This is a genomic window from Arthrobacter sp. 35W (genome assembly GCF_000482545.1).
Taxonomy (GTDB): Bacteria; Actinomycetota; Actinomycetes; order Actinomycetales; family Micrococcaceae; genus Specibacter.
On record NZ_KI519454.1, the window covers coordinates 1917490 to 1929897 of the forward strand.

Genomic DNA, 12408 nt, shown 5'->3' on the forward strand with positions numbered 1-12408 from the left:
CCATCCTGCCATGAGTGGCCTGCCCTGCTAGCGCCGGGCCAAGCCGATTGCGTCGCACATCACATTGATGACGTCCGCTTCGGTCCCGGCCGGGGCGAAAGTGCCCTCCGGGGTGAAAAGTTTGACTTGCTCCACAGCCTGGTAAAGCAGCATCTCGATTCCGGGCACAATGCTGCCGCCCCGCGCGGACCACGCCGCGGCGATGGCGCTGGGCCACGGATCGTAGGCGACGTCCAGCAGGAAGCGCCCCTCGCAGCTGCCCTCGGGCAGTGCCTCGGCCAGCGGATCCGCCGCCCGCGGCGGCAGGGTGGTGATGACGACGTCATACCCGCCCAACGCGGCTGCCGCGCCGTCGAAGGGCACCAGCCGGCACGGCAGGGACACGGCCTCGGCCACATCGGCAGTGGAAGCGGCCTTGGCCACATCGCGGACATAGACGTCGACGCCGGGCGCGCCCAGAGCGGCAAGCGCCGCCACCGCCGAGACGGCCGTGCCGCCGCCGCCAAGGATCGCGGCCTTCGGCGCCGCACCCACCCCGGCGTGCTTGAGGGCGTTGACGATGCCTGCCACATCGGTGTTGTGGCCGGTCAGCGTCCCCGCGGCGGCACCGGAGCGCTCCGTGACAACGGTGTTGACCGATCCCAGAACTGCCGCCGTCTCGCTGAGCGCGTCAAGGGAGTCGATGACGGCGTTCTTCAGGGGCATGGTCACAGAGAGGCCGTACCAATCCCCGTCGCTGCGGACGGACTCCACCAGCGCACCGATGCCATCCTGTTCGACGTCGATGGCCGTGTACCCGTAGTCCAGGCCCAGCAGCCGGTAGGCGGCACGATGCAGGGCCGGGGACTTGGAGTGGCCGATCGGGTGGCCCAGAACCGCGCCGCGGTGCAAAGCGGCCCGGCCCGCCGGCGAGGCCGGCGAGCCATTGGATGCCAAAACGCTCACGTTAAGTGCATTTCCCTTCATGCGCCGTGCACCAGGCGGTGTACTTGGCAACGTTCTTCAAGTGCTCTGCGAAGGTGGTGGCATACAGCGTCTCGCCCGTATCCAGATCAACCGTCACCCAGAAGTAGTACGGGTTGGCCTGCGGATGTGCGCCGGCAGTGATGGCGGCCATCTTCGGCGACCCGATCGGCCCCGCGGGCAGCCCCGGGTTGGCGAAGGTGTTGTACGGGTTGGACTTGTCAGCCTTCTGGGCATCGGAGATGTTGTAGGTCTTGATGCCCAGTCCGTAGGCCACCGTGGCATCAGATTCCAGGCGTCCGCCGGTCTCGGCGTTGGCCTTGTTGAGCCGGTTCTCGATGGCTCCGGAGATCATCGCGTAGTTGTCCGCATTTCCCTCGGCCTCGATGATGCTGGCCACTGTCAACACCCGGTACTGTTCGGCCGGGGCTGTGACGCCGGCCGACACCAGTTCATCGGTGGTGGTCTTCACCAGCTGGGCCAGGATCTCCTGGGCGGTCATCTCGATCGGGAAGCGGTACTCCCCCGGGGCCAGATACCCTTCCAGGCTCTTGGCCTCGGCCGGCAGACCGAAGGTGGCGGGCGTGGCTGCCAAGGCAGTGAAGGCGGTGACGTCGATGCCTGTGGCCTTGGCCAACAGCGGCAGCACATCGCTCTGGCGCAGATTCTGGTCAATGGCCGCGTAGTGGACCTTGTCGCCGCCGGCGGCAGTCAGCAGGGTGACGGCGTCGGCGGCCTTCATCTCCAGCTTCATGGTGAAGGTTCCCGGCTGCAGCGAGCCGCTGGCATTGGCCGCGGCCAGAGCGTTGAGGAAGGCGACATCGCTGCCCACCACACCCTGCTCGGTCAGGGCCGTCGCAACGGTGCGGCCGGTGGCGCCCTCGGGCACGACAAAGCTGACGGATCCGTGGCCGGGGCCCGGATAGTCGGTGGCGCTGGGGCCGGCCAGCATGGGCGTTACGGCCTGGACAACAAAGAATACGACGCCGGCGAAGAGGGCAAGGACCACCAGGAAGGCCAGCGTGCGGCGGCGGCGCTTGACGCGCTTGGAGACACGGCGCGAGCGGCGGCTGGGCGCGGACTCCTCGATGTATACGGGCTCGTCCTCGTAGACGGCGTGCTCGTCATACGCAGCGTGCTCGGCGTGCTCGTCGTACGCAGCGTGCTCGTCGTAGACCTGGTGCTCCGCGTAGGCCTCCGGGCCCGCGTATTCGGTCTCGGCGGTTGCATCCGGATGCACCTGGCGGTTCCGGCGGCGGCCCTCACCACGCTCCGGTGCTTGGTGCTCCGGAAAGAGATGGCTCACAGCACAGTTCCTGGGGATGCGACGGGACTAATCTGATCATCCTTACCTCGGTCCGGGGCACCGGTGCTCCCCAAAGCCACGGTGGTGGGCGCGGGAACCAGGGTTCCCACAGTGGTGCCCCGCGACTTCTCCATGTCAATGGCATGTTGGAGGATGCCTGCGGCGGCCACCTGATCCACCACTTTACGGTGGTCGCGGCTGTCCATGCCAGCCGCGTGCAGCGCCTGGTGGGCGGAAACGGTGCTCAAACGCTCGTCAACCAGGCGCACCGGCACGGCCATTTCGGCCGCCGCCAGCGCGCCAACCAGCAGGTTTGCGTAGGTTCTGGCCATCTCGGCCGAGGCCTTTTCGGCGCCCTTGAGTGTTCGCGGAAGGCCAACAAAAATTTCCACGACCGCCCTCTCGCGGGCCTCCCGCAGCACGATGGCGATGTCCGAATTCTTTTTCACGTCCCGGCCCACGGTGCGCACCGGAGTCGCCAGGATGGAATCGGGATCGCAGGCGGCCAGGCCGACGCGGACGGTTCCCACGTCCACGCCCAGCTTGGGCCCCTTCGGATACGCCATCGCGCCCATGCCTAGGAGCGGGTGTCGATGGCCGCGGTGATGGCAGCCAGCGCGGCCCCCACCTTGGACGCATCGCTGCCGCCGCCCTGGGCGACGTCGTCCTTGCCGCCACCGCCGCCGCCAAGGATGCCGGCGGCAAGCTTGACCAGGGCACCGGCCTTGACGCCCTCGGCGCGGGCGGCCTCGTTCGTGGCCACCAGCACCATCGGGCGCTCATTGGCCACGCCGGCAACTGCCACGGTGGCCGGGGCGGAGCCCAGGCGGTTGCGCAGATCCAGGGCCAGCGCGCGCAGATCCTCCGCGCCGCCGATCTGGCCTGCATCGTGGGCGATCACGCTGACGCCGCGGGCATCGCGGGCCGTGGAGACCAGGTTGGCGGCGGCGGCCGTGAGCTGTTCCTTGCGCAGGCGCTCGAGCTCCTTCTCCGCCGACTTCAACTTGGCCAGGGTGGCAGCGATGCGCTCCTGCAGCAGGTTGGAGGGCACCTTGAGCATGTCGGTGAGTTCGCTGACCAGGGCACGCTCGGCGGCCAGGTGGCGGAACGCATCCATGCCGACAAAGGCTTCCACGCGGCGGTTGCCGGAGCCCACGGAGCCTTCGCCCAACAGGGTCAGGCTGCCGATGCGGGATGTGCTGTCCACGTGCGTACCACCACAAAGCTCACGGGACCAGGCGCCGTCGATCTCCACCACGCGGACCTCGGAACCGTAGTTCTCACCGAACAGTGCCATGGCGCCCAGGGCCTTGGCCTCATCCAGGGCCATGACCTTGGTCTGCACCTGGTAGTTGTTGCGGATGGCGATGTTGGACACTTCCTCGATCTCCGAGCGCGTGGCGGCGCTGAGGCCTTCGCCCCAGGAGAAGTCGAAGCGCAGGTAGCCGGCCTTGTTGAAGGAACCGCGCTGCAGCGCTTCCGGGCCGAGGATCTGGTGCAGGGCGGCGTGCACAATGTGCGTGCCGGTGTGTGCCTGCTCCGCGGCGTGGCGGCGTTCGCTGTCCACAGCGGCGCGCACCATAGCGTCTGCCGGCAGCTCGCCCTCGCGGACCACTGCCTTGTGCACGCTCAGGCCCTTGATGGGCTTCTGGACATCCAGAACCTCGACGACGAAGCCGTCACCGGTGATCAGACCCGTGTCGGCAGCCTGGCCGCCGGCCTCGGCGTAGAACGGGGTCTCCGCCAGGACGATCTCAATCTCATCACCGGTCGAGGCGAAGCCAACCGGCTTGCCGCCGGAGAGGATCGAGCGGACGCGGGATTCGCCCTCAAGCTCGGTGTAGCCGGTGAAGACAGTCTCACCCTTGGCGAGGAGCTCGTGGAAGACTGTCAGATCGGCGTGGCCGCTCTTCTTCTCACGGGCATCGGCCTGGGCGCGCTGGCGCTGCTCGAGCATCAGGGACCGGAAGCCGGCCTCATCCACGGCCAGTCCGGCCTCTTCGGCCATTTCCAGCGTCAGGTCGATCGGGAAGCCGTAGGTGTCGTGCAGAGCGAACGCATCCGCGCCGGAGAGCTGGGTGTTGGCTGCCTTGGATTCCTTGACGGCCTCCTCCAGGCGGGCGGTGCCGCTGGCAATGGTGCGCAGGAAGGCACGCTCTTCGGCATAGGCGATGCGGCTGATGCGCTCGAAGTCGCTGGCGACCTGCGGGTAGGCGCCCTTCATGGCGTCGCGCGAGGCGGTCAGCAGCTCCGGCAGGCAGGCGCGTTCGACGCCGAGCAGGCGCATGGCGCGCACGGCACGGCGGATCAGGCGGCGCAGCACGTAGCCGCGGCCCTCGTTGGAGGGGGTGACGCCGTCGGCGATCAGCATCAGCGCGGAGCGGATGTGGTCCGCCACCACGCGCATGCGGACGTCGTCCGTGTGGTGCGGGTCCTCGGCGGTCTCGGCGGAGGTGTATTCCTTGCCGGAGAGCTGGGCGGCAACATCGAGCACGGGGCGGACCTGGTCCGTCTCGTAGAAGTTCTCCACGCCCTGCAGGATCAGCGCCAGGCGCTCCAGACCCAGGCCGGTGTCGATGTTTTTCTTGGGCAGTTCGCCCAGAATCTCGAAGTTGTCCTTGCCGATGCCCTCGCCGCGCTGGAACTGCATGAACACGAGGTTCCAGATTTCGATGTAGCGCACATCGTCGACGGCGGGGCCGCCCTCGGGGCCGTAGGACGGGCCGCGGTCGTAGTAGATCTCCGAGCAGGGGCCGGCCGGGCCGGGCTGGCCGGTGGACCAGTAGTTGTCCTTCATGCCCATGCGCTGGATGCGCTCGGCGGGCATGCCGGCAACCTCTTCCCAGAGGACGGCGGCCTCGTCGTCGTCCTGGTAGACGGTGACCCACAGACGGCTCTTGTCCAGGCCATAGCCACCGTCCTGTACGGAGGTGGTCAGCAGCTCCCAGGCGTAGCCGATGGCCTCGCGCTTGAAGTAGTCGCCGAAGGAGAAATTGCCGCACATCTGGAAGAACGTGCCGTGGCGGGCGGTCTTGCCCACCTCTTCGATGTCACCGGTGCGGATGCACTTCTGCACGCTGGTGGCGCGCGGGAACGGGGCCTCTTCGCGGGCGGTCAGGTACGGAATGAACGGCACCATGCCGGCAACGGTGAACAACAGTGACGGGTCCGAGGACACCAGCGACGCCGACTCCACGGGCGTATGGCCCTTGGAGCTGAAGAATTCAATCCAGCGGCGTGCGATTTCGTGGGACTTCATAATCCTGGTGGACCCTTCGTTGTAAAGATAAAACGTACGTTTAGCGGCGGCCGGCGGCGTGCGAGGACAGGGAGGCGCGGGCCTCTGCTGCGTCAACGCCCAAGGCGGCGCGCAGCTCGGCCTCGCGCTCGGCGCTGCCCTCGCGGATGGCATCGGCAAAGTCTAAAAAGCTGTCACTCAGTCTACCCACCGCACGGTTGAGGCCCTCCGGGCCCAGGGTGCCGCGGACCTGGGAGTACTTGCGCACACACACCACGCCAATGGCGATGCCTGTGCCCAGCCAGAAGATGGTCTTCATAGTTGTCCAGTCCTTGAATCTACGGGGGTGCGGCTAGCGGCCGCGCGAGGGGCGGGTGCGGGTGCTGCGGCGGCCGGCAAAGGCCGAGCGCACGCCGTAGGAGAACGCCGCCACCTTGATCAGCGGCTGGCCGAGCGTGGCGGCAAACAGCGACGACAGAGCGGAAATGTTGGCGGTGGCGTCCGAGACATTGGTGGCAATGCCATCGACCTTGGCCAGCTGGGCATTGGTGGTTGACACCGTGGCCGTGACCTCGTCAATCAAGGGTGTGGTGCCGTCGCTGAGCGCCTTGATGGTGGTGCGCATTTCATCAAAGACCTTGCCGAGCTTCAACACGGGAACGGCCAAAATGGCCACCAGGACCGCAAATACACCTGCGGCCACCAGGCCTGCAATATCTCCACCGCTCATGGCGGGCCGCCTCATTTCCTGTGGTGGGGTGGCCCGGGCGGCTTCCCCGGGACGCTTCCTTAGTACCTTACCTACAAAACAGCCCGCGGCGTGTGCCGCGGGCTGTTGAGTGGTGGCCTGCCGGCCGCCCCAGGGGCGGCCGGCAAACCCTCAGGCTAAAGGGAATTTAGCGCGAGTAGAATTCGACGACGAGCTGCTCTTCGCAGGTCACGGGGACCTCGGAGCGCTTCGGGCGGCGCACCAGGCGAGCCTGGAGGCTTTCCAGCTTGACGTCCAGGTAGGCCGGAACGGCGGGCAGCACGTCGCGGTGTGCACCGGCGGCGGCAACCTGCAGCGGGGCCATGGTCTGGCTGCGCGGGTGTACGTGGATCAGCTGACCCTCGGCAACGCGGAACGACGGGCGGTCCACGCGGGCGCCGTCAACCATGATGTGGCGGTGGACAACCAGCTGGCGGGCCTGGGCGGTGGTGCGGGCGAAGCCGGCACGCAGAACCAGGGCATCCAGACGCATTTCCAGCAGCTCAACCAGGTTCTCACCGGTCAGGCCCTTGGTGCGCTTGGCTTCCTCGAAGGCACGGGTCATCTGTGCTTCGCGGATGCCGTACTGGGCGCGCAGACGCTGCTTTTCGCGCAGACGCACCGCGTAGTCGCTGTCCTGCTTCTTACGGGCACGACCGTGCTCGCCGGGACCGTACGGGCGACGCTCCAGGTACTTTGCAGCCTTGGGGGTCAGAGCAATGCCGAGAGACCGCGAAAGGCGGGTCTGCCGGCGGGCACGCAGAGTGTTAGACACTTGTGTGTCCTTTCGGTAAACGTGTGGCAAAAGCCCCCGGAGGGGCTTTGTGGAATAACTGGCCTCCATCATGGAGAGTTAGGGCTGCCACTGCCCATCGCTGCAGCCGCTGGGCATACCCGTCTCCTGCGCTTTGGCGCGGAAAAATCCGTGCCAAACCGGGAAATGCAGCGGGTATGGAGCCAAGGCTTGCCAGTGCAGCGTTAATTCTAGCATTTGTTTCCCGCGGGCTCCCTGCAGCCCTGCTGCCTGGCGTGCCGTGCGCTGCTACTTGCCGCCCTCCTGGCGGACGATCGCGCGCAGCCGCGCCAGCCGGGTGGCGATGTCCCGTTCGGCCCCATTGGTGGTGGGCGTGTAGTAGTCCCGCCCCACCAGATCGTCCGGCGGGTACTGCTGCGGGGCCACCGAATGCGGCGCATCGTGGGCGTAGTAGTATCCCTTGCCGTGGCCCAGCTGCGCCGCCCCCGGGTAGTGGGCGTCGCGAAGATGCGGCGGAATGGTGGTGCCCCGTCCGGCCCGGACATCGGCAATGGCGGCGTTGATGCCGTTGTAGGAGGCATTGGATTTGGGCGCAGTCGCCAGATGCACCACGGCCTCGGCCAGGATGATCCGCCCCTCCGGCATGCCGATCAGCGCCACGGCCTGCGCTGCGGCCACGGCGGTCTGCAAGGCCGTGGGATCGGCCATGCCAACATCTTCGGAAGCCGAGATCATCAGCCGCCGGGCAATGAAGCGCGGGTCCTCCCCCGCCTCCAGCATCCTGGCCAGATAGTGCAGCGACGCATCCACATCCGATCCGCGGATGGATTTGATGAACGCGCTGATGACGTCGTAGTGCTGGTCCCCGGCGCGGTCGTAGCGCACGGCAGCGGCATCGATGGCGCGCTCGGCGTCGGCCAGCTCGACGACGGCGGGCGGCAGTTCCAGCCCCGGCAGCCCCTCACCCTGGGCAGCCTTGGCTTTGGCCTTGCCCCCGGGCTGCGCGGACAGGGCCACGCCCGCCGCGGCCTCGAGCGTGGTGAGCGCCCGGCGGGCATCGCCCGCGGCCAGCCGCACCAGATGGTCCAGGGCCTCCTCGCTGAGGACCACCTTGGAATCCAGCCCGCGGGGATCCTCCACCGCCCGCAGCAGCAGGCCGCGGATGTCGTCATTGGTGAGCGGTTTCAAAGTCAACAGGATGGACCGCGAGAGCAGCGGCGAGACCACGGAGAATGAGGGGTTCTCCGTGGTGGCGGCAATCAGCACCACCCAGCGGTTCTCCACCCCGGGCAGCAGTGCATCCTGCTGGGCCTTGTTGAAGCGGTGGATCTCATCCAGGAACAGCACAGTGGTGCGGCCATGCAGATCCCGGTTGGTCAGGGCATCGTCCATCACCTTGCGGACATCCTTGACGCCGGCGGTGATCGCCGACAGCTCTACAAAGGTCCGGCCCGGGCCGCGCGCAATCACATGGGCCAGCGTCGTCTTGCCGGTGCCCGGCGGGCCCCAGAGGATCACGGAGCTGGGACCGGCGGGACCGGCGGCTCCGGCCGGACCTGCAGCGAGCATCCGCAGCGGGGAGCCTGCGCCCAAAAGCTGCTGCTGGCCCACCACCTCGTCCAGGCTGCGCGGGCGCATCCGCACGGCCAGCGGGCTGCGCGGGCGTGCCGGCGCGCCGGTTCCCTCGTCGACGTCGCCTTCGCCGTCGTCGGCGTCCGCCAGGGAGGAATCAAAGAGATCAGTCACTCCCCTAGGCTATCGGGCCTCCCCGACAGTGCCAGCCGCCGGCGGCGTTGCGGCCCGCCCGCGGGTGGACCAGCAGATCGACCGCTAGCGCCGTCGTGCTCTCCCCAGCCTCGCTGCGCTCGGCTGGGGCCCCTCGAGCACTAGGCTTAGCGCGTGAATCAATCGAGCCGCAGTACGCGAGTGTCAGCCGAACGACTGCCGGGTTGGGTGCAGCGGTTTGCGGCCAGCCACGGCGGTTCCCTGGACTCCGACACCACGGACGAGGGGCTGCTGCTCACCGCCACGGACGGGGCGACGGCGCTGCTGCGGGCTCCGTGGCCCGTGGACGGGCGGCCCGGCAGAGGTGCCGACGACGTCGAACGGCTGGCCTCCCTTGCCGCCCAGCCCCGTGCTCTGGGGCTGATCCTGGTCCGCCGCGGCGGCTTCGCCGTCGGGGTATCCGCGGGCGCCGAACTGGTCCAGCACAAAGCTGGCACCCGGTATGTGCAATCCCGCACGGCAGCCGGCGGCGGTTCGCAGCAGCGTTTTGCCCGGCGGCGCGCCAACCAGGCCGATGCCCTGGTGGAGTCAACCGCAGCTGCCGCGGCGGCCGCCTTCGACGGCCATGCCGTGGAGTATCTGGCCCTTGGCGGAGACAAGGCCCTCCTGGAACTTGTCCTCGCCGAGCCCACGCTGAAGAACTACGCAGGCCGCACCCGGCTGAGGCTGCTGGACGTCCCGGATCCCCGGGCGGCGGTCCTGGCCAAGGCCGCGGCGGACTTCGCCGCCGTCCAGATCCTCATCACGGACCCGCCCCCTCAACTGTGAGACAGCAGATGTTGCTCTGAGCGCTCAGAACGACGTTATCTGTCGCACAGATTCAGCACGACGACGTCGGGCGGCGCAGCGGTGCCTGGCGGTAGTGATAGCGGGCCGCCTCGCGGAACCCCGCCGTCTCGTAGAGGGCGCGGGCTCCTGCGTTGGATGCCATGACCAGCAGGAATATATCCTCCACGCCCCGGCCGGCGCCGTCGGCCAGCAGCGCGTCGAGGACCGCCGCACCCACACCCGTCCGCCGGGCATCCGGGCGGACGGCCATGGCGTAGACGCCGCCCCAGGTTCCGCCGGCTGTCTGCCCGGGCACGGCCAGCCGGCCCACGCCGATCGCTGCGCCAGTGTGGTCGTACACCGTGGCGTAGCGCGACGGCGTGGCCGCCAGGATCCGCTCGGCCACCACCCGCTCGGCGGGGCCGCCTCTGCCATCCACGCTCCACCAGAGCTGCAGCCACTCCTCGCTGGGGCGATCGGCAAGTTCGACGGCGTGGCCTCGGGAACTGGCCGATGCGGCCACCGGGGGCGGTACCGTGCGGACCATCACCAAAGTCTCGGAGTTGCGGGTGAACCGCAGTCCGTCCAGCAGTTCGTTGAGAGCGGCATGGCGCTCATGGGCCAGCACCTGGACGATCACGGGCTGCCGCCGCGCCCGGTACCATGCCGCCGCTGCGGCCAGTTCCTCGGCCGGATCCTCCACACTGCGGCGCGGCCACAGCGAGTTGGCCCGCTGCGTCACACCTCCCGCCGAGCGCAGCACCCAAGGGCCGGCGTCGTCGTAGTCGGGCGAACGCCAGGCGGCGTCCATCAGTTCCTCCAGCAGCAGCGGATCCACGGCGGTCACGTCGGCATCGGGGTTTCTCGGCATGGCGGTTCCTTCGTTCACACAGCTGGAAACGCCCGTGGCCTCCCGGGAATTCCGGGAGGCCACGGGCGTCCAGCGGCACGTGCGTGCCGCCGTCGGGCTGGACTAGCGCGTGGTGGCTAGGACTCGGCCTTCTTGGCCTCGGGCTTGAAGTCCACGCCGGCTTCCTTGCGCTGCTGCGCGGTGATCGGAGCCGGAGCCGCGGTCAGCGGGTCGTAGCCGCCGCCGGACTTCGGGAAGGCGATGACGTCGCGGATGGAATCCACGCCGGCCAGCAGGGACACGGCACGGTCCCAGCCGATGGCCATTCCACCGTGCGGCGGGGCGCCGAACTTGAAGCCCTCGAGCAGGAAGCCGAACTTCTCCTCGGCCTGCTCGTGGCTGAGGCCCATGACGGCGAAGACGCGCTCCTGGACATCGCGCTGGTGGATGCGGATGGAACCGCCGCCGATCTCGTTGCCGTTGCAGACGATGTCGTAGGCGTAGGCCAGGGCGGTTTCCGGATCCGTGTCGAACGTGTCCATGAACTCCGGCTTGGGCGAGGTGAACGCGTGGTGCACGGCCGTCCAGGCACCGGCGCCGACGGCGACGTCGCCGGAGGCAACGGCAGCGGCGGCGGGCTCGAACATCGGCGCGTCAACGATCCACACGAAGGCCCAGTCGTTGGGGTCGATCAGGCCGGTGCGGTGGCCGATCTCCACACGGGCGGCACCGAGCAGGGCGCGCGAGGCGCTCTTCTCACCGGCAGCGAAGAAGATGCAGTCGCCGGGCTTGGCGCCGACGGCGTCGGCCAGGCCGGCGCGCTCGATCTCGGTGAGGTTCTTGGCCACGGGGCCGGTGAGCTCGCCGTCCTCCTTGTAGAGCACGTAGGCCAGACCCTTGGCGCCGCGCTGCTTGGCCCATTCCTGCCAGGCATCCAGCGTGCGGCGGGCCTGGGAGGCTCCACCGGGCATGACGACGGCGCCGACGTAGGGTGCCTTGAAGACGCCGAACTCGGTGTCCTTGAAGAATTCCGTCAGCTCGGTGAGCTCCTGGCCGAAGCGCAGGTCCGGCTTGTCGGAGCCGTAGCGGGCCATGGCGTCCAGATAGGTCATGCGCTGGATCGGCATCGGGATTTCGACGTCGATCAGCTTCCACAGGGCGGAGACAACCTTCTCGCCCAGGGCGATGATGTCTTCCTGGTCCACGAAGCTGGCCTCGATGTCGAGCTGGGTGAACTCCGGCTGGCGGTCCGCACGGAAGTCCTCATCGCGGTAGCAGCGGGCGATCTGGTAGTACTTCTCAAATCCTCCGACCTGCAGGAGCTGCTTGAACAGCTGCGGGGACTGCGGCAGCGCGTACCAGGAGCCGGGGGCCAGACGGGCCGGCACCACAAAGTCGCGGGCGCCTTCCGGGGTGGAGCGCGTCAGCGTGGGGGTCTCGATTTCGATGTAGCCCTCCTGGTGCAGCAGCTCGCGGGCCACGCGGTTGGCCTCGCTGCGCAGGCGCAGGTTGCGCTGCATGGTGGGGCGGCGCAGGTCCAGGTAGCGGTGCTTCAGGCGGGCTTCCTCGCCAACCTCCACGTGCTCGTCCACCTGGAACGGCAGCGGAGCGGCCTCGTTGAGGACCACAACCTTCTCGGCGATGACCTCGATCTCGCCGGTGGCGAGGTGGGCGTTTTCGTTGCCCTCCGGACGGCGCTCTACGGTGCCGGTGATCTGCAGAACGTACTCGTTGCGCAGGCCGTGGAACACATCCTCCTCGCGGACCACAATCTGGGCCACACCTGAGGCATCGCGCAGATCGAGGAAGGCCACACCGCCGTGGTCCCGGCGTCGGGCAACCCAACCGGAGAGGGTTACAGTTTGTCCGATGTGCTCGGCCCGCAGGGAGCCAAGGTCATGTGTGCGCAGCACAGCATTCCTTTCAAAGGTGATGGTGCCGGGACCAGGATGCGGCCCAGCGAAGGTATCTGCAGTCAAGTTTAGCCGGGCGGGCT

General features: G+C 68.2%; 11 protein-coding genes. 1 reads left to right on the plus strand and 10 read right to left on the minus strand.

Features of this window, described 5'->3' with window-relative positions; translation table 11 throughout:
* Nucleotides 1-27: 27 nt before the first annotated feature.
* The 8 genes from K254_RS0108425 to K254_RS0108460 all read right to left on the minus strand — a co-directional run bounded on the left by K254_RS0108425 (nt 28) and on the right by K254_RS0108460 (nt 8647).
* Nucleotides 28-945, minus strand: a complete 918-nt coding sequence (locus K254_RS0108425) for a shikimate dehydrogenase (RefSeq protein WP_231391789.1) — start codon at nt 943-945, stop codon at nt 28-30.
* 1 nt (nt 946) lies between these two features.
* Nucleotides 947-2269, minus strand: a complete 1323-nt coding sequence (locus tag K254_RS22480) for an endolytic transglycosylase MltG (protein WP_051388988.1) — start codon at nt 2267-2269, stop codon at nt 947-949.
* Complete coding sequence (gene ruvX, locus K254_RS22485) at nt 2266-2835, minus strand: Holliday junction resolvase RuvX (protein ID WP_231391790.1); 570 nt, start codon at nt 2833-2835, stop codon at nt 2266-2268. Before ruvX ends, K254_RS22480 begins: the two co-directional genes overlap by 4 nt.
* 11 nt (nt 2836-2846) lie before the next feature.
* Nucleotides 2847-5528, minus strand: a complete 2682-nt coding sequence (alaS, locus tag K254_RS0108440; RefSeq protein ID WP_026554993.1) for an alanine--tRNA ligase — start codon at nt 5526-5528, stop codon at nt 2847-2849.
* A gap of 40 nt (nt 5529-5568) precedes the next feature.
* Nucleotides 5569-5826 carry a hypothetical protein gene (locus K254_RS0108445; RefSeq protein ID WP_196810896.1) on the minus strand — a complete coding sequence of 86 codons (258 nt, stop codon included), beginning with the start codon at nt 5824-5826 and terminating at the stop codon, nt 5569-5571.
* A 33-nt stretch (nt 5827-5859) separates the two neighbouring features.
* Nucleotides 5860-6237 carry a DUF948 domain-containing protein gene (locus K254_RS0108450; protein ID WP_026554995.1) on the minus strand — a complete coding sequence of 126 codons (378 nt, stop codon included), beginning with the start codon at nt 6235-6237 and terminating at the stop codon, nt 5860-5862.
* Nucleotides 6238-6403: 166 nt separating this feature from the next.
* Complete coding sequence (gene rpsD / locus K254_RS0108455; protein ID WP_026554996.1) at nt 6404-7030, minus strand: 30S ribosomal protein S4; 627 nt, start codon at nt 7028-7030, stop codon at nt 6404-6406.
* A 267-nt stretch (nt 7031-7297) separates the two neighbouring features.
* The gene (locus K254_RS0108460) at nt 7298-8647 is read right to left on the minus strand and encodes a replication-associated recombination protein A (protein ID WP_442853054.1); all 1350 of its coding nucleotides are present in this window, start codon (nt 8645-8647) and stop codon (nt 7298-7300) included.
* 288 nt (nt 8648-8935) lie between these two features.
* On the opposite strand from K254_RS0108460, the gene K254_RS0108465 reads away from it, so the two are divergent.
* Nucleotides 8936-9562: an acVLRF1 family peptidyl-tRNA hydrolase gene (locus K254_RS0108465; protein WP_081709970.1), complete on the plus strand. Its 627-nt coding sequence runs from the start codon at nt 8936-8938 to the stop codon at nt 9560-9562.
* Between the two features lie 52 nt (nt 9563-9614).
* On the opposite strand, the gene K254_RS0108470 is transcribed toward K254_RS0108465, so the two are convergent.
* Together K254_RS0108470 and aspS are read right to left on the minus strand one after the other, a co-directional pair.
* Complete coding sequence (locus K254_RS0108470; protein WP_035749146.1) at nt 9615-10433, minus strand: GNAT family N-acetyltransferase; 819 nt, start codon at nt 10431-10433, stop codon at nt 9615-9617.
* A gap of 116 nt (nt 10434-10549) precedes the next feature.
* Complete coding sequence (gene aspS / locus K254_RS0108480; protein ID WP_026555000.1) at nt 10550-12325, minus strand: aspartate--tRNA ligase; 1776 nt, start codon at nt 12323-12325, stop codon at nt 10550-10552.
* Nucleotides 12326-12408: the final 83 nt, after the last annotated feature.

Coding starts and splice junctions, on each gene's coding strand:
- ruvX (WP_231391790.1), bottom strand. CDS start 2,835: ATGGCGTATCCGAAGGGGCCCAAGCTGGGCGTGGACGTGGGAACCGTC.
- alaS (WP_026554993.1), bottom strand. CDS start 5,528: ATGAAGTCCCACGAAATCGCACGCCGCTGGATTGAATTCTTCAGCTCC.
- K254_RS0108445 (WP_196810896.1), bottom strand. CDS start 5,826: ATGAAGACCATCTTCTGGCTGGGCACAGGCATCGCCATTGGCGTGGTG.
- K254_RS0108450 (WP_026554995.1), bottom strand. CDS start 6,237: ATGAGCGGTGGAGATATTGCAGGCCTGGTGGCCGCAGGTGTATTTGCG.
- K254_RS0108460 (WP_442853054.1), bottom strand. CDS start 8,647: ATGCGCCCGCGCAGCCTGGACGAGGTGGTGGGCCAGCAGCAGCTTTTG.
- K254_RS0108470 (WP_035749146.1), bottom strand. CDS start 10,433: ATGCCGAGAAACCCCGATGCCGACGTGACCGCCGTGGATCCGCTGCTG.